Raw genomic sequence first — 18,878 nt, 5'->3', positions numbered from 1 at the left:
TGCCTTATCATTAAAAACTAGAAAGAGGAACTTTATGAATCAAAAAAACAAATCATCAAACACTATTGCACTTACTCCGATTTTCATTATTCTTGGCCAAATTTTGAACATTATCACTCCGAGTATCGCTGGAATTATTCGCCCAGACTTCTCTTTGGCCTTTTTATTTCTTTGTATAATGATCAAACCCACATTCAAACAAGTTTTCTTGGCAAGTGGTCTTGTTATCCTTACTTCCATAATTCTTGGTGGTAATCCGATTTTTCAGCTTCCTGCTGCTTTTGACCGCACCTTGTCTGCCTTGGCCTGCCTGCTCTTATATAAGTTAGTCCTAAGAATTTCTCCCAAATTCTTTTTAGCTAAAAGAGGTGTAATCTATTTCCTCGCCACATTGATAAGCGGTTGTGTGTATGTTTTTGCTGTATATCTTTTGGGAACTTTCCTTCACATTTCGGAACTTATGATCGTCTTTAAAATGGGCCTTCCTGTTCTTTTAATTACGATTTTTTCTACGGCATTTGTCAATTATTTCCTGGGAATTTTGCTCTACAAACTTGTTTCAACACTTTCTAAAGGAAAATATCTTTTCGCTGTTTCTTAATGAGAAATGAAAAAGACTTCTCTCTATAAAAATATAAACAATTTAATTGGTATAGACTTTATGCTATGTTAAAATATCTGAGGCGAATCGCCAATTCAAACAAGGAGGTCTATACTTTTGAATTTTTTACGTGATAATAAAAGAGAATTCATTGTATTAACTATATATATTTTATTTGTCCCCTTCCAACTTGGAATGATCCCCTTACTCTTTCTATCTGAGTTAGCTCAGACAAATTGGGTAGAATCTGATTTTTTAAACTTCGCAGTTGGTATAACAGTCTCTGCACTGACAGCACTTATTCTTTTTCGAAAAGAATTAAGAGAAAGTTTTGGCTATTTTAAGGAGCATTCCTTATGGAAAATTTTAAGCCTCCCCTTATGGATGGCAGCGATACTTTTGGTGGAATCTCTGGCTCAAGGTATTTATGGAAAGGGATTAAACCCTGAAAATCAAGCTGCTCTCTCTGAAATGAGTAAGCAAATCCCTTTATTCTTCACCATCCTTATTCTTGGTGTTTTAGGACCCATCATTGAAGAGATTATCTTTCGCCATATCTTCCTTAATAGACTCTCAAATTATACAGGAACACTAATTGCAGTCCTTGTTTCTACTGGTTTATTCACCGTTATGCATATGCAGCAACCTATGGATTTTGTCCTCTATGCACCTGGAGCAATGCTTTTAGCTTTAGCTTATTTAAGCTCTCATCGTTCCTTAATTTTTGTTATTTGTCTTCATATGTTGAATAATATTTTAGGCTTATTAAGTTAAGGTATTTATTATATATAACCAAATAGTTGCAAACGCAACTATTTTATTTTATAATCAATACATCCTCTTCCATGAAAGGAGAAATACTATTCAAAATAATATTTTAAGAGATATTGGTACTATAGCACGCGCCTTAGATTCTATCAGTAATATTGAATTCAAGGAGCTGAAACTTGCAAAAGGACAATACCTCTACCTCAGTCGTATTTTTGAAAATCCTGGAATTAATCAACAACAAATTTCTGAACTTTTATGTGTCGATAAGAGTACAGCAAGTCGTGCTATCAATCAATTGGTAGAAAAAAAACTTATAAAAAAAGTTGAAGATACTGGAAACAAAAAAAATAAACTACTATATGTTACTTCTCATGGCAAAGAAGTTTACCCTATCTTAAACAGAGAGCTTCACTATTCTACTCAAGTTGCCTTATCCGGTCTTAATGCACAGGAGATTACTCAAGTAGAGAATTTACTCGGAAAAATCAGTCAAAATATCGTGGATAACTGGATCGATGTTAAAAAAGGAAAGAAACGAATCTACTAAAAGGAGTTGGTGTGAATATTAGAATTTCCCGCGTTACTATGCAGGATCTACAGGTCTTACAAGACTTAAGTATAGAAACCTTCGCTGAAACTTTTGGAGAACAAAATCCACCAGAAGATTTAGAGCTTTATTTAGAAAAGGCTTTTAATCCTCAACAATTAACCAAAGAATTCAATGACTCTAACAATAGTTTCTATTTTATTTTCCAAGATGGTTGTCTCGCAGGTTATATCAAGTGGAAAAATGCAACTCTTCCAGAACACTCTACTTTAGCTGAGGCTCTTGAAGTGGAAAGACTATATGTTAGAAAGTCTTACCAGCACTTAGGCTTAGGAAAACATTTATTAGATTTTGCTTTCGAAGAAGCACAGCGCACACACAAGGAATATATCTGGCTCAGTGTCTGGGAGCACAATCCTACTGCTTATGGTTTTTATAAAAATCAAGGCTATGTGGAATGTGGGTCACGTCATTTTCATTTAGGGACTTTAACGCAAACAGATTTAATCATGAAAAAAGAAATAAGGAGAACTACTATGCAAACTGTTACTGTGGATAAAAACTTTTGGGAACTTTTTCCAGAAGCTCAACTCTATACCTTAGTTGTAAACAATATTGACAATCATGTTCATGATTTAGGCCCCTACCAAGAGCTTCTAAAGGAGGCATTTAAAGAGTCTGAAAAATTTTTAGTTGAAGATGATTTTAAAGAAAACTTTGTCATCTCCGAATGGCGTGATATTTTTACACAGTTTAAGAAGAAAAAAGGTGCACGCTCTTCTATTGAAGCTCTTTTAAAAAGAGTGGCTCAGGGCAAAGAGTTAGAACCAATCAACCCACTTGTGGATATCTATAATAGTATTTCTCTTCGTTATGGTGTACCTTGTGGCGGTGAGGACTTAGATAAAATCAACGGCGATTTACATTTAGGCTTAGCCAAGGGGGGTGAAGATTTTTATCCTCTGGGGGCGCAAAAGAGTGAGCCAGCTCTTGCGCAAGAAATTATATATTATGACCTTGATGGTGCGATCTGTCGCTCTTTGAATTGGCGTGAAGCCCAACGTACCATGTTGACAGAAGAAACTACAAACGCCATCTTGGTGATTGAAGCAGTAACCCCTTCTCAACAAGAACGTGCACTAGAGGCTATCCAAGAGTTACAGGCTAAAATTAAGGATATTCTTGGTGTTGAGGGAGAAATTCAAATTATCAACAATAAGTAAGAAAGAAAGATAAATAATAATAAAAAAGTGCTAGATAATCTAGCATCTTTTTGTTATTTAAATTCTGTGATTTTTTCAGCCGCTAATCTTACAGATTCATATCCTGCTTCTTTGGCTTTGCCGACAGATAAAATCATTACTGGCACGTAACGGTTTTCGTCCAAACCAAAAGCTTCTGCCAATTGGTCTGCCTCGAATCCGCCGATAGGATTTGTTTCGTAACCATGAGCGCGTGCGATGAGCATAAATTGCATTGCAGCTAAGCTTGAATCAATTTTGACAACATCATTCATTTCTTCTTTACTAAAGCTTTGGTAGTAAGGAATAATCGCTTCTAACTGTTGATCACGTACTTCTGCTGGCATCTTGCCTTCTTCTACAGCTTGGTTATAAATTTCTTCCCCTAATTCATAACAGAGAAGATCCCCAAAAATAAGAACCATAGCCGAAGAAGTTTCATTTTGACGGGTATTAAAACGAATTAAAGGTTTTAATTTTTCTTTTTCTTCATCACTTTCAACAACAACAAAACGCCAAGGTTGCATATTTACAGATGATGGTGCTGTTGTTGCTTCTTGGATCATTTCAAGCATTTCTTCATGTGAAATTTTATAAGTTTCATCATAAACACGCACGGATTTTCTTCCAAATGTGATTTCTGAAAAATCATTATTTACAATACGAGTTGACATTTTATTCTCCTTTATGTCCCAATAACTTTGTGAGCAGCTCAAGAAGTACGTCTTCTTCTTGAGCTGTGAGTGCTAGCTCTAAACTTTTCTCAGAAGAGTTATTATAGTTTCTTTCACAACGTTCCAAAGCCTCTTTTGAGCTATCCGTGATTTTAACAAAAACTTCGCGATTGTTTTGTTTATTTCTCTCACGGGTAACATAACCTTTTGCTTCGAGCAATTTTAGATGCCTTGTAATAGCTGCACTGTCTATTTTTAACTCATTCTGTAATTGCCCTTGAGAACATTGACCGTTTTCCTTCAAAAACATCATAAGCTCATAACGGGTTATACTAAAGCCAGTTTCTTTTTCAAACTTCGTTGTCATCTCTTGATTCGCTAGTTTTAGCTTGTAAAAGAGCTGACTCATTTGTCTAAGGTTCATTTGTCCCCCTTTTTAAATTGACCGGTCAATCATTGACTAGTCAATGATACTACATTCCTATTTTTTTGTAAACTATTTTGATTGCTGCTGTGTCAAAATAAGTAGCTTTGATTTTTTCTCTCTTACTTGTGGTAAACTTAAACCATGTATAATTCGCTGACCTATATAACGACCCTTTTGAATGATTTAGGCTTATCTCCAAGTATACCTACAAAAGATACTTATAATTCTGAATACGAAGGTTTTTGTTTTCAAGCAGATGGTCTATCTTTTCGAAGTCGCCTTGCTAAAAAAACTCCTAAAAAACAGGGGTATTTTGTAGCATTTTGGGAAAAGGACGCCAACAACAAAAATACCCCCTTTAGTTTTGAAGCTTTTCCCGATAAACTTGTCATTTCAGTCATTGATGGACCCTTGAGTGGCCAGTTTATCATTCCCAAGAGCGTTCTTCGAGAAAAAAAGATTTTAAAACACAAGGGAATTACTGGAAAAATGGCTTTGCGTTTTTACCCATCCTGGGAAACTTCACTCAACAAAACTGCGCAGGCTGCCCAAAAATGGCAATGCGATTATTTTATTGATACTACTAATATTATCCAAAAAGAAAAATTATACCAATTGTATTTTCCTTCTTCATCAATAAACAATAAAAAACCGTAAGCTCAAAACTACGGTTTTTTATTGTTTATTGCTGCGCTAACTTTTTACTAAAAAGCATTGCGGTTAAGTCAATTTTATTTTGTCCAAAATCAAGTTGAATATCTCGTGCACCTGTCATTTGAAAACCTTTATATTCATAAAATTGATAAGTACAACCTGTGTCTGTGAAGAGAAATATTTCCTTCCCTGCTTCCCGCGCCGTGAGTTCATTGATTAAAGCGGTACCTACACCTTTGATTTTTTTCTCGGGATCAGCAGCCAAATACAAAATTTCGCCCTCAGGTGATGCTTCACTTTTATACGACCGTAATAATTCTTTATTCGTAGCTTCATAAGTGTCTAAGCCTTTGTTTTTAGAAAAGGTCCGCAAAAAGTTAAAAGTCTTCATGTAAGCTTTTTGGCCAAACGTTTGTTTCAGTTTAGGTTCTCCATATATCTCTGCGAGCAATAAGCCCACCATTTCACCATCAACATAGGCAGCAATAGCTTGCGTAGCTTTTGACAGCTCAAAATATAGAAAATTTTTGGCATACATATTGATGATGGTTTTATTATTACTGTACCTATCAAAACTCATCCCTTTAACAGCAAACTGAATTGCTTTTTGATAATCCTTTGGATCAAATGCTCTTATTTCAATTTTCATCTTTTTTATCCCCCATAATACCCTGTGCTTTTTCGAGCAAGCTTTCGGTAAAAGTTTTCGTATGCTCCAAAAATACTTGTGTGTTCTTCAAGCCGAATTCTTCTATAACTTGTGTTTCAAAGATATCTGTTTGCTCCTGAATCTCCTCAAAAACTTTTCTTCCATTTGGAGTGAAAACGATAAATTTTTCCTTTTCATTTTTTCCTTTAGTGAGTTGCAGAATATCTTGTTTTTGCAACTTTAAAAGTAAGCTATGTACTGTTGATTTCGGCAAAAATAAGATTTCACTTATTTCTTTTTGGGTGACAGTATCACTTTCATCGATAATATAGAGCGTCATTAGTCCATTAAAAGTCAGATTATATTCATGCGCCACAAGCGCGTAAGCCATATCAAGTTTGCCAAGCGCTGTGCTAAATTGTGTCATTATTTCCCGATATTTCATTTAACCGCTCCTTTTTAGTGCGAAATCGCACCATTCTATTATAGTACGATTCCGCACTAAAGTCAAGGCTTTTCTAAAATAAAAAGGCAGATTAAAACCTGCCTTTTTATTTTTCATCTATTCAGATTATTCAGCTGCCGTATCAAGAATGATTTTACCCAAACTTCCTTTGTTTTCCATGATATAATCTTGCGCTGTCGCAGCTTGCTCGAGTGGGAATACTTTATCAACGACAGGTTTAACACCCTCACTTAAACCTTGCAGTAACAAGCGTGTGTTTTCCTCCACTTCTTCTGGTGTGATATTTGCCAACATTAGACCTGTGATATGTGCCCCTTTCATCATCAAGACACGAGGATTAATGGTTACTTCACCTCGATTACCAATAATAACAATTCGCCCGTTGTTGCCAATAGCAGCTAAGTCTTTCTGCAAATTAACATTTGCAAGCATTTCGATAATCACATCAAGACCATGGTCCTTTGTCAAGTCCTGTATTCTCTCGATATATCCTTCAGCATGATGGTTAAAGACATAGTCTGCACCAAGCTTTTTCAATATCTCAAGGCCCTTTTCAGACCCTGCTGTTGCAATAACCTTGGCACCATACAGCTTGGCAAATTGAAGGACAAGTGTCCCCACTCCTCCAGTTGCACCATGTATAAGTATATATTCTCCAGACTTAAGGCCCGCTTTTTGATTAAGGGCATAAAGGGCGGTTAAGCCGCTCGATCCTAGTGCTGCTCCTTGACTATAAGTCATAATTTCTGGGAGTAAGGTCGCTTCTTTGGCCTTGCATGTTATTGCTTGCGCATATGTTCCAAACTGAGCATCACTCTCTACAGTCACAAAGACACGATCACCTACCTTAAAGTTTTTCACTTGTGCACCTACAGCTTTGACAATCCCAGCTCCATCTTTTCCTGGGATATAAGGGAGCGAAGGCAGTTGCGCGTATGTTCCTTGGCGTACATAGGTTTCAACAGGGTTGACCGCTGCAGCTTTGAGGCTGACATAAATCTCGTCATCTTTCATAACCGGGTCTTTAAGCTCTTTATACTTAAGAACGTTACTGTTACCAAATTCAGATACTTCTATTGCCTTCATATTTTCCTCCTTATGAATTACAGGTTTCTATAGCACTCATTATATAGCAAGATTTACTATTTGTATAGTAGGTACTCCGAGGTGCCTTAGATACTTTGTAGTAACTCTTCAACAAGTGACATGACAAAAAAACAACTGGAAAAATCCAGTTGTTCTGGTTAATTGTATCTATACTAATAGCTTATGTCTTCTTCACCTTCATCTTCTAGTTTTGGACGTTCTTTGATGCTCAAATTATATACATCTGATAATATTAATGGCACCCGCTCAAGTGACACTTCCGAAAATTGTAAGCCAAACCAGCGATCTGGTGTTGCTGTATAACGCTTGATTCGGGCTTTTGCTTTCAAGACGAATCGGTCAAAAGCTGGAAGTTTCTGTGCATTCGTCACTCGTTCTTCAATAACAACAAATCGGAAATCCCCAACATCTCGTCCAGGCATTGTGGTATATTTTTGCTCTTGTTTAGGTAATCGTCCTGATTTTATTAAATCCTTAACAATCGTCCGAAGATAACGAGGCACTTCTTGTTTCATGCGAAACCCTAGATACAAATGTACTTTAACGATATAATCCGTCCCCATCATATCGACTTCATACTCGGAAGTCCATGGCTCATCAGTAACTTTTACATTAACAAACCAGTAAACTTCAGCCTTTTTAGGGCGTTTATCGAGAATAGAGTATAGGATAGAACGGTCAATAAAATCACCTTCCATTTTATTACTCAGATAAACGAGATTAGTTTGATAAAGATCCATCTCCTTGTCTTCTTTGAGTTCTTTTAGTTGCCCTTTGAAATCATTGAGATCCAGTGACTTAATGTGTTTATTCACACTTTTACTTGATTGGAACCAAACAAACATCACAAAGATAATCATGGCAGCCATAATAACCACAACGTATCCCCCATGAACAAACTTAGCTGCTGAGGCAATAAAGAAAATCAACTCAATACTAGCAAAGAAAGCAGCGATCAGGTAAGCAAGAGGTTTCTTCAACCCTCGATAAACGAGATAATATGCCAGAAGGACCGTCGTCATAAGCATTGTTACAGTAATGGCTAAGCCGTAAGCTGCCTCCATATGTTCCGCACTTCTAAAATACAGCACAATCGCACTTGTCGTAAGCCATAAAATCAAGTTGACTGCTGGAATATAAAGTTGTCCTAAAGTTTTCCCTGGATAGTAAATACGCATCATCGGTAACAACTTCAAGCGAATCGCTTCGGAAACTAAAGTAAATGATCCCGAAATCAGAGATTGTGAAGCGATAATAGAAGCTAAAGTCGCTAAAATAACGGCATAAATCATCATGTCTGTAGGGATTACGGCGAAGAAGGGGTTCATACCTCCCAAATCACCACCTCTATGCGCTAAAATCCAAGCCCCTTGTCCACAATAAGATAAAACAATTGCGAGTTTTACAAAAGGCCAGCTGACATAGATATTGCCCCTGCCCACATGTCCAAGATCAGAATAAAGGGCTTCTGCTCCGGTAGTCGCCAAGAATACCGAACCTAAAATAAAGAGTCCTGCCTTATTTTCTGGACTTAACAAGAGATGGACAGCGTAGTAAGGATTGATTGCTTTAAAAATTTCAAGATTCGCAAAGGAATTTAAAAGTCCTGTAATAGCTAAAAAGCTAAACCAGATCAGCATTATAGGTCCAAAAAGTTTACCAACAAGACCTGTCCCAAAACGCTGAATAAGGAAGAGTATAGCCAGAATGATGAGCGTGGTAACAATAACCCATGATTGGTTGGCGTAGATTTCTCCTAAACCAGGAACCCCTTTTAAGCCCTCAACAGCGGAGGTAACTGTAACTGCTGGAGTCAAAGCCCCATCTGCAAGTAGGGTGGCTCCTCCTATCATTGCTGGTATAATCAGCCATTTTGCCATCCGTCTTACCAAAGTGAAAAGAGAAAATATCCCACCTTCTTGGTGGTTATCGGCCTTAAGAGCAATTAACACATATTTAACTGTTGTAATCAAGGTTAGCGTCCAGATAACTAAGGAAACCGCACCAAGAATAAAGTCCGTTGAAATATTTTGCAAGCCTCCTTGCCCTGTGACAATAGACTGCATGGTATACAAAGGGCTTGTCCCAATGTCTCCATATACCACTCCAAGCGCGATTATAAAGCCCGCTGAAGTAGCTTTGTTAAACGACTTTTCATTCGCGTAACTCATACAAAAACCTCTTTCATTTTTATAAAAGGTAGAAGTATATACTTCTCCAGAAACTTTACGAGAAGAAAAAATAATAGTGTCTCAGTTTCTTAGAATCATTATATCAGTTTCCCTCAAAAACGCGAGAAAAAAACTTTTATATATCTGATTTTTTTATAGCACATATAGTACGAATAATTTCTCGTAATAAAATACTCTGACTTATGAGTGGTCAGAGTATCTTATTACAATTTTCATGACGTTCAGTATTTAAAATATTGGTCAATAGCATCAAGGATCTTTTCACTGGCATGTCCATCACCATAAGGATTTTTAGAGTGGCTCATTTTATTATAGGCTTCTTCGTTATCAAGAAGTTCCCGGATGGCTTGATAAACATCAGATTCATCTGTACCGACTAATTTTAAAGCACCTGCTTCCACGCCTTCGGGTCTTTCTGTTGTATCACGTAAGACAAGGACAGGCACACCAAAAGACGGCGCTTCTTCTTGCACACCACCTGAATCCGTCAGGATAAGATAGCTTTCGTTTTCCATACGATGAAAATCAACCACATTTAGTGGTTCAATCAATCGAACATTAGGCAAGTCGCCTAGGATACGATAAGCTATTTCTCTCACTTTTGGATTTTTATGAAGCGGATAAACCACCTCAAAATCTACATATTCTTCAGAAATCTTTTTGATTGCACGAAAGACATTTTCCATCGGAGTACCAAGATTCTCACGACGGTGCATCGTCACCAGAATCTGACGTCGATCCTTTTGAAGATGCGCTGGTACAGTGTAACGTAAAGCATCAATAGCGGTATTACCTGTCACATAGATATTCTGATCCATATGATTTTCTTTTAATAAATTTTGTCTGCTTTCTTCAGTTGGCGCAAAGTAAATATCAGAGAGCACATCTGTGACTTGACGGTTCATTTCTTCTGGGAATGGTAAATATTTGTCCCATGTTCTCAACCCTGCTTCTACGTGCCCCAGTGTTACCTTATGATAGAAAGCAGCGATAGATGCTGCAAAAGTTGTCGAGGTATCCCCATGAACAAGCATTATATCGGGTGCTTCTTCTACTAGTACTTGTTCAATGGCGTCAATAACACGTGTGGTAATTTGACTAAGGGTCTGATTTTTCCCCATGATATCTAAATCGTAATCAGGCTGGATTTGAAAAATATCGAGAACTTGATCCAGCATTTCTCTGTGTTGCGCTGTGACCACAGTTACAGCTTCAAAACGTTCATCTTTCTCGATAGCTTTGACTAAGGGGGCCATTTTAATTGCTTCTGGTCGTGTACCAAAAACGAGCATTATTTTTTTCATATCTACTCCATTTCTACTCTTCTTTACATATAGAAGACTTGATTTTTCCCGTTTGCTTTTGCGACATATAAATTTTTGTCGACTTTGTCAATAATATCCTTCATATTTTTTTCATCTCTTATTTCTGAAACACCCACAGATATAGAAACATTTAATAAGGTATCATTATAGATGAAATCCTTATCCGAAATATTTTTTTGGATATCATCCATTATTGCTTTGACCGAATCACCCGACTGGTTTCTAAAGAGTACAAAGAATTCATCGCCTCCGTATCTGAAAAGTTGACCATTATTATGCTCTTGAAGTAAGGCATCTTTAATGCCATAGCTTATCTCCCGCAGAACATAATCTCCTGCCAAATGCCCGTAAGAATCATTGATACATTTAAACGAATCCACGTCAAACAAAGCAATTGAAAAGAGAGGAACATTCTTACTGTCTAAGATCTCCTTCAGTACTTCTTCAAACTTTTTGCGATTATAAGTATCGGTTAAAGCATCAATATAAGCGTCTCTCTTTAAGTCTGAATACATAAGAGCAATGATACTGATTAAGTGTATCGCGATCTTCGCGATAACTAGCACAGCCAATACCTTTCCTAAAATACCGAGCACATAGCTCATTGGAATATCAAATTGCGAAAAGGCTACTAATACTGCTGCAAGTGTAATAAATATACTAAGGAAAAAGTAGGAAATATAATACTTCGAAATCAACTCCTTATAATTACACAACACGTAAATCACAAGCCAAAATAAAATCAAGCCGGAAAGTACTAAGAGAGAGGATTGAATATCAAAACCGTAAACATGCAAATAAAGTCCATAATATATAATAAACTGTGGCAATACCTCGTACTCAATATTTTTGGTAGGTGGTGCAACTAAATAAACGACCGATATCGCAATGAAAACTAAAGAAATATCACTAACAATATAACCATAGGGCGAGCCTTGATCAATATCGTTAAAAAGAAATTTAAGTAAAATTATAAATAAAGCAAAATTACTCGAATACAAGATATACGCAGTGACTTTATTTCGATCCAACTGATAATACTGAATCATATACTTAGCAATAAACATCATACCTAGAACGGTAGGCATTAAAAAAATTTTATCAATAAAGTTACTGCCTAATATGTCATCAATATGAATCATCTTTTTCTCCTTTATTAGAAGCTATGTGGTTTATCATAATAATAAGTTTGCTGGAGCCATTCTTTAGGAAAACTCTCAAGAAGCTCATCCTCTTCAACCCCTTCAATAACAATCTCTTTGTCCAGGAATTTAATCGTATCAACAACCGAAAATATAAAATCTTTCAACTTATCCTGAGATAAATAGCTATTAAAATCTAAGGCCGAAATCTTTACGCGATCAATGTAATCATCTAGTATAAATAACGTTTTGTAATGATTTATTCCTGATAGAAAATCGTCTAGAGCAATCGCATAGCCCAAATCCTTGAGCCTTTTAATTGCTTCAATTGGTAAGAAATTTTCTTCATTTTGGCAGTTTACTGGCAAACGCTCTGTTAGCTCTATCCTCAATCTGTCCCGATACTTAAATCTGCTCAAAAACTCTACTGTTTCTTCAAAATAAAGTTCTTGATAATCCAGATTTAAAGAATAAATGTATTCATCCTTACTGAGCTGCTCTTCCAAAAGAACTTCCAGCCTTTGAAGATATAAATTATGCAGCTGATGATTGGAAACAATGTCGTCAAACATATCTGATGGAAAATAACAGTCATCCGCGCATTGGCACCTCAATAATAGTTCGTATTCTTCTTTGTCATTTTGGGTAAAATCACAAATTTTTTGTCTATAAAAAATTAATTCGTCAAATTTCAAACCTACTTTTCTCCTCAAGTATACTGAAAAGCTCTTTCCTTCTGTCAAAGGGAGAAGTTTCTCAATCAATCACTGGTTGAGGTGGACCATAGAGATATCCCTGCCTCAAATTGATGTCTAATAAATCAACAAGTTTTTCATCTTCATCCGTTTCAACACCGGATACAACTAATTCAAGTTGATATTTATTTGCCAATTTCTTCCAAAACTTAATGGTTAAATCAATCCATTTTTCTTTATCATTAAAATGTCGCATGTCTAACTTTAATACATCAATCAAAGGCAACAAGCGATGGATATTACGTGCAAAATAGAATTCAGCTCCCAAATTATTAATTGAAAAATTAATCCCATAGGCTTTGCATTTCATAATTCTACGACTGACACGTCTTAAGCTCTTCTTTTTTTTCACAATTTCATTATGAGATATTTCAATTATAAGATCAAACGGTTGGAGCGATTCAGCAACTGCTTTGATATTCTTTTTAAACTTGCGGCTCAGAAATTGTTCAAGCGTAAGTTTAATGACAACTTTAAAATGTTCGGGATTCGCAACTTTGACACTTTCTTTTACATTATCTTTCAGTATGAAAAAGGGTAAGTGATCGATATTTTGTGGAAGGACCCATTCTTGTTTATCATTTTGTTCGCGAAGCACACACTCCACTCCTTTTATATTATGCGCATGATCATATATTTTATTATAAAAATAAACAAAATTATTCTCTTGTAAGATATATTTTTTCAAGTTGCATCCTTTCTTTTTACAATATTTTTATGAAAATTAAGCCTGACGCTTCGTTTTATCCCATGTATTTTGCGATCTGAAATATCTGAGTGTCGCTTGCGGATAGATTTGACTAAGAACAATCAAAAACTTGGTTAAATAATACGCGTCACTTAAAACATGACCCCACCTGAATTTTTCTTGAGAGTTTTTATTATACAGGATTGCCCAGATAACATTGATAAGAAAAATATAGAGTACCATCAATGCAAAGATAACGACAAAACTTTTCACTGCATCATTTAAACCAAAGAGTAACAGTGTGCCAAATAGAACAACTCCTGTGTAAATAACGACCACATATTCTATCGCCATGAGCCAAGGTTTTATCAGGGTAAAACATAGCTCTAATTTTTGTTTGAACTCTAAATTTTCTGATTTGATAATAGGGAATATATACTTAAAGGTTTGGATATTTCCTTGTGCCCACCGCACGCGCTGTTTAACTAAGGACATCGTATCATCATAGATTCCTGTTTGTTTGATTTTAATGTCATCATATTGGACATTACGTACATTATAAATGTCAGATAAGAAGAGACGTAAAGAAAGGTCAAAATCCTCTACTAACGATGTTGTCCATGGTGCTTCATGTAAAGAGTACAGTGTACTGAGTTTACAAAACTGTCCGTTCCCACCAAAGGCTACGGTATTGGTTTTACTGCGCAAAGATTGAGTAGCATTGATAATCTCACCAAATTCCAAATCTTGTGAGGTGTCTCTGTTACGATTGATGACTTGTACTTTTGACTGTAAACCAGTCAATTCAAAATCTGAGTTAAAGACCAAATTTACCTTGTCAAAGTAGTCTGTTGCTACACTTGAGTCCGCATCAATAATCGTGATAAGTGTTTCCTCAAAAACATAACCTTTGTCAATATAGGAATCTGTTATTTTTTTATAAGCCCAATTAAGTGCTTCACCTTTTCCTTGCTGTGCTTCAGGCTGGAATCTTTGGAGAAGATGGAACCTCTTGTTACTTTGAAATTCCTGAACTTCCTGCACCGTATTATCAATGCTGGCATCATCAATCACATAAATATCAAGATTTTCGTAATTGGTATTTAACAAGCTTTTCACAGTGTTTTTAATGACTAATTCTTCATTCATACAAGGAATTAACACAATAATTCGATAATTTGTTTCAATCTCAACATGACTGAGGTCGCTCGTATAACTTTTTGTACTATAAGCGTACCAAAGTAAGATTGTTTCTATCGTATAATAAATAAAAGTGAGAATAGAGAAAAATACTGCAAAAAATGTTAATTTACTAATCATGATTTCAAAAATCTCTTTTAAGTAACTCATGCCCCAGAATTTATTTTCAAAAAGAAAAACAAGTGGCAAGATAGAAACCAAGTAAAGCAGTATTTTATTGTGTGGCTTAAAGTAATTGGAAAGTCCAGTATAGATACTTTCGATAATCAGCGAAATAGCCATAACGATTTGGATAAGTAATAAAAAACGAGCAACAAGCTGTGCATTGATATCAGCTTGTAGTACATAAAAAAGAATACTTCCAAAAATGCTGAGAAGCACTATCGTAAAGCCCCAAGCAAAATTTCCAATACTTTTTCTTAATTTATTAAATAAAATTACGCCTGAAAGACCAAGCAATAAAAGTTGAACACCCAAGGTCAGTCCAACTAAAAAGATACGAACATTGCTGTATATTTCAGTTGGCATTTGATTTACCGTAAAAACACCAAAAATAAGCGCTAGGATAAGGTAAAGTCCTGAAAGGCCAAAGGTCCAGATTTTTAAAGTAGGCGACTCCATTGTCCACTTCTTTTCTAGAAAAATCCTTATAAGACCCGCATAAGCAATTATCGCCAAAACGTTAAAAAGTGGTGTTGGACTTAAACCGTGGCCAATCACAACGCCTGTTTCGAGGACAAAAATGAGAAAGAGCATTAAAAACAAAAGCGCTGTTTTCCAAGTACTTTTTCTACCTGTTTGTGTCGAAATAATATAAACCATGATTAGGATTGGAGCCACGAGCAATAGAACTGAACTTAAATTTTCATAAAGTGTTCGTTGACTTAATGACAAGAGCACATCAAAGGTTAAAGTTAAACCCAATAAGCCATAAATCACCCTCGATACATTTAATTCAATCTTTTTCACTCCTAAACTCCCTACTTTTAATTCTGTCTTTTGGTGGGATTTAGAGTATATATCTTTTTAGAAAAACATACTGTTCTCTTACATATGTCTCATAAATCCCTCCTTATTGCATCTATTATAACTTAAACGAGTTGAATGTTCAATTTAATCATTTTTTAAGGTTTAAGGATATTTCTCTCTTTTTTACATAGAATGTTCCCTGCTTTGATTTTTCTCTTTTTTACACAGCTCCCTATCCTCTTCATAAGCAACGTGATATAATAATTCAGATAATTAATTTTGTTTCTTAATAAAAATTTAGAGGTAGAAAAATGAGAATTAAAATACGTGAAATAGCTTATGATTGGGGCAAATCAATGTTAGTGGTACTTTCCAATACCGTTATCATGGCCCCCTTCCTACTTTTTCTTAGTTTAAACGATGGAACAACTGAGCGTTCTGTTTTGCCGTTCGCTTTATATTATACTTGTCGTATCCTCGGCGTTTTTCTAATACGTGCCATTAAAAATACTATTTCTAGTTTAGAACTTCTCACCTTGTCATTGTATACAGGGCTTGCAGGCTCCTTACTTGCTTTTATTGGCCCCTTGAATTCTTGGTTTTATCTCCCCGCAGGTATTCTTATGGGCTTAAGTGCCTCATGGCTCCCTACGGCGACAGTCACACTTAACCATTTTCAACCAAATACAGAAAAGAAAACTTCCTACCCTCTCCTTATCTTATCTTTGATTGCTTTATTTGCGGGCTTGACCCTTTCAGGGACTTTAGGCCTTACCTTATCATTTAGCTTGTATATTTTGTTTTATGCAATAGCACTTGGATACGCCTATGAGGCAACAAATAAACAAGTCCTAACCAATAAAATGAAACCCGATACAGCCCTGTATCTCTCTAAAAAAGACCTATTTATTTTTACAGGTCTCTGTCTCCTCTTACTCCTCCTACGTGTGGGTAGGCTTTTAAATTCTTCCTTGGCAATTGGGGGTTCATTGCTCGGCTTTAGCTTTTTCTTTATTTTTCTTATTTACAAAACGAGAAAAGAATACCGAAATTATCAAATCGCCCTTTCCTTAAATATCTTGACTTTTCTTAACGGAGCGATTGGTAATTTTCTCTTTCTGTTTGGTTCTCTCTATGTCATCAATATATTTGGTAAGGGTTCAGAAAATCTTTTATTGTACCTGCCTTACGCTTTAGGAATGATCATTGCATTAGCGACTTATAATAAAGTCACTCACTTGGTGCCGCACATGGATAATTTCATTTTACTGGGATTAGGGCTTGGGTTATTGATGATGCTGGTACCTTCTGCTCTGAGTTTTAGTTTTTTCTTATTAAGCTATGGTCATTTTCTCCTAAACAAATGGCTCAATAATCAGTATTTCATGGCACTTCATATTCCCGAAGACCACCGTATTCTTCTAAAAAATACAACTCAAAAAAAGGGGTCCTTGATTCATCAATTCTTTCTCATTATTTTCCTACTGTTTCTTACTGAGAAACAAAATAATTCACAAACATTTTTCCTACAATTAATTAATCCACAATCATCACACCTAAGTGCTGCGCATATTTTTTACGGGTTAGCTCTTCTTTCGATTAGCGGTTTTCTTATCCTTATCGTCTCTTACTTCTATTTAAAACGCCGTAAAATATAAACCATAAAAAATGAGGGAAAACTCCCTCATTTTTTATTCATTCCCCTCAAGGATTCTCTACTTTGAAGAGATTACCGTCCTCTATGCGATATACACTGTCACTATTTTTAATCATCCGCGAGTCGTGGGTAACCATAATAGTGGCTTTATTTTTTTCGTGTGCTTCTTTTCTCAAAATATCCACAACTTGGTAAGCTCTTTCTGTATCTAAGCTGGCTGTTGGTTCATCAGCTAAAATTAAGCTTGGATCATTGTAAAGTGCACGTGCGATTGCAACACGTTGGCGTTCTCCACCAGAAAGCTCTCCAGGATATTTATCTTGCAGTTCTAAAATATCTAAGGAATCGAGCATTTCATCTATTTTTCCTTGATTGATATTCTTTTTATTTATTTTATCCACAAGTTTCAACTGTTCTTTGACAGTCAAGTAAGGAATGAGGTTTGAAGCTTGTAGGATAAAACCAACTTCTTCAAATCTTACTTTTGAGCGTTCTTTTTCTGACAGTTGATTAAAGTCGACTGTATTGATTTTAGTTGTTCCTGTTGTTGAAGACTGAAGGCCCCCAGCGATTGTTAAGAAAGTACTTTTACCTGAGCCCGAAGGGCCAATGATTGAGATAAACTCCCCAGCTTGTACCCGTAAATCAATGCCTTTTAAGGCTTGAACTTCTGTTCGCCCCTTACCAAAGCTCTTTGTGACTTTATCCATATGTAGAATATCTTTCATTATTAACCTCCAATCGCTTGAGTAGGATCAATTTTTCTTATCGTATACAGTGAAAATACAGAACCCAATATGGAAACAATAATCAATACGAAACCATAAATTGTCCAGATAGAAAAATCAATTGCAAATGGCATGGCTTGCGGAAGCACGAAGCTTGTGAGATAGCTCCCACCAAAAGCTGCAACTACACCAACCAATGCCAACCAAAAACTTTGCCACAAGATGGACTTCATGATAAGGAAATTTGAAATTCCTTGTGCCTTCATAATCCCAAAGATGGGAACTTTTTGTAGCGTGATGACATACATAAAGACAGCAATAATAAGCAGCACAATCAAGAACAAGAAATAAATCATCGCGCTCAGGGTTGTTTTCTGTGCGGAGTAACCAGGAATGTTGTTGATAAGTTCAGAAGTTGTGATGACTTTTAATTTATCTGAGCTTGAACCTTTCAAGGTTACTTTACCAGATTTTACAATGACACCATTCACAGAACCATCTGCGACGGCTACGTTCATATTTTTAATTGCGGACAAAGTAGTGAATGAACTGTAGACTACAGGCGTTGCTGAATAGTAAGTCGATTTGGAAATGCCAACAATTTTTAACTCTGTATCGTTATTCCCTACCTTTATCTTGTCTCCCACTTTATAACCCTTATCGGCAAGATTTTCTGGGATGATGATTTCTTTTTTATCTTCCGAAAAATCTTTACCTTCCTTTACATTCGGTAGAATGTCAGAGCCGATTGGAAGCGCCATGACTGTAATATTCTCTCTTTTATCTTCTCCTTGATTGATCGATGTTGAAAAAATCGAAACGGGAGATAATTGGTCTCCTTCAATATTATCTAACTCTGTTTTTGAAATTTGAGAAGCAGATAAAATATTATTCGAACTGTCTGACAGAACAATCTTTTCTGCATTCCAATCCACTACAGCTTGTTTAAACTGGTCTGCAAGGCCAGTCGATAGACCTGACAATATGAAAACAACATAAGAAACCAAAAATATAATTGTTGCAATCAAAGTGTACCTTGTCTTGTAATAAAATATTTCTTTAAGTGATAAAAACATAATACAACT

The 18,878-nt window shown here is 35.9% G+C and carries 19 protein-coding genes and 1 pseudogene; 7 read left to right on the top strand and 13 right to left on the bottom strand.

Annotation, left to right across the window (positions count from 1 at the left end; genetic code table 11):
• The first annotated feature begins 34 nt into the window (after nt 1–34).
• The 5 genes and pseudogenes from VNN39_RS05720 (at nt 35) to VNN39_RS05700 (ending at nt 3,142) form a co-directional block, all read left to right on the top strand.
• Nucleotides 35–601, top strand: coding sequence for a tryptophan transporter (locus VNN39_RS05720; protein WP_338996976.1), 567 nt, complete (start codon nt 35–37; stop codon nt 599–601).
• 117 nt (nt 602–718) lie between these two features.
• Nucleotides 719–1,375, top strand: coding sequence for a CPBP family intramembrane glutamic endopeptidase (locus VNN39_RS05715; protein ID WP_017370982.1), 657 nt, complete (start codon nt 719–721; stop codon nt 1,373–1,375).
• 88 nt (nt 1,376–1,463) lie between these two features.
• Nucleotides 1,464–1,919 (top strand): MarR family winged helix-turn-helix transcriptional regulator, encoded by a 456-nt coding sequence (locus tag VNN39_RS05710; RefSeq protein WP_034999696.1) that lies wholly within the window; start codon nt 1,464–1,466, stop codon nt 1,917–1,919.
• Nucleotides 1,920–1,957: 38 nt separating this feature from the next.
• Nucleotides 1,958–2,380 (top strand): annotated as a pseudogene (locus tag VNN39_RS05705) (GNAT family N-acetyltransferase); the annotation flags it as partial.
• Nucleotides 2,381–2,455: 75 nt separating this feature from the next.
• Nucleotides 2,456–3,142 carry a B3/B4 domain-containing protein gene (locus VNN39_RS05700; protein ID WP_046401215.1) on the top strand — a complete coding sequence of 229 codons (687 nt, stop codon included), beginning with the start codon at nt 2,456–2,458 and terminating at the stop codon, nt 3,140–3,142.
• A gap of 53 nt (nt 3,143–3,195) precedes the next feature.
• On the opposite strand, the gene VNN39_RS05695 is transcribed toward VNN39_RS05700, so the two are convergent.
• Nucleotides 3,196–3,834, bottom strand: coding sequence for a nitroreductase family protein (locus VNN39_RS05695; RefSeq protein ID WP_019294334.1), 639 nt, complete (start codon nt 3,832–3,834; stop codon nt 3,196–3,198).
• Between the two features lies 1 nt (nt 3,835).
• Nucleotides 3,836–4,258: a MarR family winged helix-turn-helix transcriptional regulator gene (locus tag VNN39_RS05690; protein ID WP_017370986.1), complete on the bottom strand. Its 423-nt coding sequence runs from the start codon at nt 4,256–4,258 to the stop codon at nt 3,836–3,838.
• A gap of 144 nt (nt 4,259–4,402) precedes the next feature.
• On the opposite strand from VNN39_RS05690, the gene VNN39_RS05685 reads away from it, so the two are divergent.
• Complete coding sequence (locus VNN39_RS05685) at nt 4,403–4,918, top strand: MepB family protein (protein WP_338996974.1); 516 nt, start codon at nt 4,403–4,405, stop codon at nt 4,916–4,918.
• 25 nt (nt 4,919–4,943) lie between these two features.
• Here the strand turns inward: VNN39_RS05685 and VNN39_RS05680 are convergent, their stop codons facing one another.
• The 9 genes from VNN39_RS05680 to VNN39_RS05640 form a co-directional block, all read right to left on the bottom strand.
• Nucleotides 4,944–5,564, bottom strand: a complete 621-nt coding sequence (locus VNN39_RS05680) for a GNAT family N-acetyltransferase (RefSeq protein WP_165712468.1) — start codon at nt 5,562–5,564, stop codon at nt 4,944–4,946.
• The gene (locus VNN39_RS05675; protein ID WP_165712470.1) at nt 5,554–6,009 is read right to left on the bottom strand and encodes a MarR family transcriptional regulator; all 456 of its coding nucleotides are present in this window, start codon (nt 6,007–6,009) and stop codon (nt 5,554–5,556) included. Before VNN39_RS05675 ends, VNN39_RS05680 begins: the two co-directional genes overlap by 11 nt.
• 126 nt (nt 6,010–6,135) lie before the next feature.
• A complete protein-coding gene (locus VNN39_RS05670; protein WP_338996969.1) occupies nt 6,136–7,116 on the bottom strand; it encodes an NADPH:quinone reductase in 981 nt (326 codons plus the stop codon).
• Between the two features lie 173 nt (nt 7,117–7,289).
• On the bottom strand, nt 7,290–9,308 hold the full coding sequence (locus VNN39_RS05665; RefSeq protein WP_338996967.1) for a KUP/HAK/KT family potassium transporter: 2,019 nt from the start codon (nt 9,306–9,308) through the stop codon (nt 7,290–7,292).
• Nucleotides 9,309–9,550: 242 nt separating this feature from the next.
• Entirely contained in the window at nt 9,551–10,633 is a 1,083-nt protein-coding gene (gene wecB, locus VNN39_RS05660) for a non-hydrolyzing UDP-N-acetylglucosamine 2-epimerase (protein WP_338996965.1), read from the bottom strand.
• A gap of 23 nt (nt 10,634–10,656) precedes the next feature.
• On the bottom strand, nt 10,657–11,796 hold the full coding sequence (locus tag VNN39_RS05655) for a GGDEF domain-containing protein (protein ID WP_213497152.1): 1,140 nt from the start codon (nt 11,794–11,796) through the stop codon (nt 10,657–10,659).
• A 14-nt stretch (nt 11,797–11,810) separates the two neighbouring features.
• Entirely contained in the window at nt 11,811–12,491 is a 681-nt protein-coding gene (locus VNN39_RS05650; protein ID WP_017370207.1) for an EAL domain-containing protein, read from the bottom strand.
• 61 nt (nt 12,492–12,552) lie between these two features.
• Nucleotides 12,553–13,239 carry an EAL domain-containing protein gene (locus tag VNN39_RS05645; RefSeq protein WP_165712481.1) on the bottom strand — a complete coding sequence of 229 codons (687 nt, stop codon included), beginning with the start codon at nt 13,237–13,239 and terminating at the stop codon, nt 12,553–12,555.
• 36 nt (nt 13,240–13,275) lie between these two features.
• Entirely contained in the window at nt 13,276–15,408 is a 2,133-nt protein-coding gene (locus tag VNN39_RS05640) for a glycosyltransferase family 2 protein (RefSeq protein WP_338996961.1), read from the bottom strand.
• Nucleotides 15,409–15,719: 311 nt separating this feature from the next.
• Here VNN39_RS05640 and VNN39_RS05635 point away from each other — a divergent pair, with 311 nt between their 5' ends.
• Complete coding sequence (locus VNN39_RS05635) at nt 15,720–17,066, top strand: hypothetical protein (RefSeq protein WP_338996960.1); 1,347 nt, start codon at nt 15,720–15,722, stop codon at nt 17,064–17,066.
• 46 nt (nt 17,067–17,112) lie between these two features.
• On the opposite strand, the gene VNN39_RS05630 is transcribed toward VNN39_RS05635, so the two are convergent.
• Both VNN39_RS05630 and VNN39_RS05625 read right to left on the bottom strand, forming a co-directional pair.
• Complete coding sequence (locus VNN39_RS05630) at nt 17,113–17,793, bottom strand: ABC transporter ATP-binding protein (RefSeq protein ID WP_338996958.1); 681 nt, start codon at nt 17,791–17,793, stop codon at nt 17,113–17,115.
• A 2-nt stretch (nt 17,794–17,795) separates the two neighbouring features.
• Nucleotides 17,796–18,869, bottom strand: a complete 1,074-nt coding sequence (locus tag VNN39_RS05625) for an ABC transporter permease (protein ID WP_213497146.1) — start codon at nt 18,867–18,869, stop codon at nt 17,796–17,798.
• Nucleotides 18,870–18,878 lie beyond the last annotated feature (9 nt).

The organism is Lactococcus formosensis (assembly GCF_037892375.1).
Lineage (GTDB): Bacteria > Bacillota > Bacilli > Lactobacillales > Streptococcaceae > Lactococcus > Lactococcus formosensis.
Note: the sequence above shows the minus strand (reverse complement) of the source record. Positions and strands in the feature narration are given on the sequence as shown.

Bases quoted from the DNA above. Each gene is read 5' to 3' on its own strand.
- VNN39_RS05720 (WP_338996976.1), top strand. From the start codon at position 35: ATGAATCAAAAAAACAAATCATCAAACACTATTGCACTTACTCCGATT.
- VNN39_RS05700 (WP_046401215.1), top strand. From the start codon at position 2,456: ATGCAAACTGTTACTGTGGATAAAAACTTTTGGGAACTTTTTCCAGAA.
- VNN39_RS05695 (WP_019294334.1), bottom strand. From the start codon at position 3,834: ATGTCAACTCGTATTGTAAATAATGATTTTTCAGAAATCACATTTGGA.
- VNN39_RS05690 (WP_017370986.1), bottom strand. From the start codon at position 4,258: ATGAACCTTAGACAAATGAGTCAGCTCTTTTACAAGCTAAAACTAGCG.
- VNN39_RS05685 (WP_338996974.1), top strand. From the start codon at position 4,403: ATGTATAATTCGCTGACCTATATAACGACCCTTTTGAATGATTTAGGC.
- VNN39_RS05680 (WP_165712468.1), bottom strand. From the start codon at position 5,564: ATGAAAATTGAAATAAGAGCATTTGATCCAAAGGATTATCAAAAAGCA.
- VNN39_RS05675 (WP_165712470.1), bottom strand. From the start codon at position 6,009: ATGAAATATCGGGAAATAATGACACAATTTAGCACAGCGCTTGGCAAA.
- VNN39_RS05670 (WP_338996969.1), bottom strand. From the start codon at position 7,116: ATGAAGGCAATAGAAGTATCTGAATTTGGTAACAGTAACGTTCTTAAG.
- VNN39_RS05665 (WP_338996967.1), bottom strand. From the start codon at position 9,308: ATGAGTTACGCGAATGAAAAGTCGTTTAACAAAGCTACTTCAGCGGGC.
- wecB (WP_338996965.1), bottom strand. From the start codon at position 10,633: ATGAAAAAAATAATGCTCGTTTTTGGTACACGACCAGAAGCAATTAAA.
- VNN39_RS05655 (WP_213497152.1), bottom strand. From the start codon at position 11,796: ATGATTCATATTGATGACATATTAGGCAGTAACTTTATTGATAAAATT.
- VNN39_RS05635 (WP_338996960.1), top strand. From the start codon at position 15,720: ATGAGAATTAAAATACGTGAAATAGCTTATGATTGGGGCAAATCAATG.
- VNN39_RS05630 (WP_338996958.1), bottom strand. From the start codon at position 17,793: ATGAAAGATATTCTACATATGGATAAAGTCACAAAGAGCTTTGGTAAG.
- VNN39_RS05625 (WP_213497146.1), bottom strand. From the start codon at position 18,869: ATGTTTTTATCACTTAAAGAAATATTTTATTACAAGACAAGGTACACT.